The sequence below is a fragment of the Paraburkholderia humisilvae genome, assembly GCF_902859855.1.
In the GTDB taxonomy this organism is placed as follows: Bacteria; Pseudomonadota; Gammaproteobacteria; order Burkholderiales; family Burkholderiaceae; genus Paraburkholderia; species Paraburkholderia humisilvae.
The window spans coordinates 1-892 of record NZ_CADIKH010000409.1 but is presented as its reverse complement, the minus strand read 5'-3'; the positions used below and the strand labels follow the sequence as shown (position 1 = coordinate 892).

General features: G+C 65.1%; 1 protein-coding gene. It reads right to left on the bottom strand.

What is annotated here, in order from left to right; all coding sequences use genetic code 11:
• Nucleotides 1-741, bottom strand: a 741-nt coding sequence (locus tag HV796_RS42815) for a hypothetical protein (protein ID WP_175233623.1), incomplete at its 3' end; no start/stop codon positions are given.
• Nucleotides 742-892: the final 151 nt, after the last annotated feature.

Below are 892 nucleotides of genomic sequence, written 5' to 3'. Positions count from 1 at the left end.
CGCTCCCAGTGCTTCGCGGGACGCATACGGCTGCGGTGCCGCTTCTCCCCGGGACAGCGCCGCCGTCTTCAGCACGGACGCCATCGAGTGTTCAAACGTGCCGAAGGTGTACTGGGTATCCTGACCGTGTGCATCCAGCCAGTCGACCACCATCCTGCGGCGCGCCGCTTGCGTCAGACCCGCGAAATCAGGCAGCCGCATCAGGGATGGATCACCGGCCAGATCGTCCACGCTCCTGCCCACCGCATTGACCAGCGCATTGCCATCAAAATAGACCCCGTCGGCGCGCCCGCCCGGTGTCAGGTTATCCGGCAGGAACAGGCGCTGCTGCAGGCGGTCCTTACCCAGCGCCGCAGCAAAGTCCTGATGTCGCTGGATGCTGGCCCGGCGTGAGCTGTTAATGCCATTACTGTTCGCATGAAGCGTCGAGGCCTCGTCGAGCAGTTCCGGCCCGATCAGCCCGGCAAGAAACGCGGGCGTGATGTGCACATTGGTATCGAGCACCGTGAAGATATGCTCACGCCGCGTGATGTCCACTCCGTGCAGGTTGAGCACGGCTATCAGTGCCGATGTCGGCGTATCAATCCGTGAAGGTGCCCGCGCCAGATCCAGCCACGCCCCGGCCAGGCTGGTGGCTGGGATCACTGCAGGCGAGCCCGTCGCACTGCGCACCTGCCGCGCTCCGGTACTGGCCCCGGCCTTTATGCCGGCGCCATTGGCGCTGCGTGTTCCAGCGGGCATCCGCCTGGCGTCCGGAAAGAAGGCTCCATACCATTCGATAGCTTCCCTGATGCTTCTTTCCAGCTCCGGGTCAGCGGCATGTCGGGGCGAACCGGGTACAGGAGGCCGGCCAGGACCGTTGCGGGCAAGCCGGCCAAGTGCTTCGATCCGG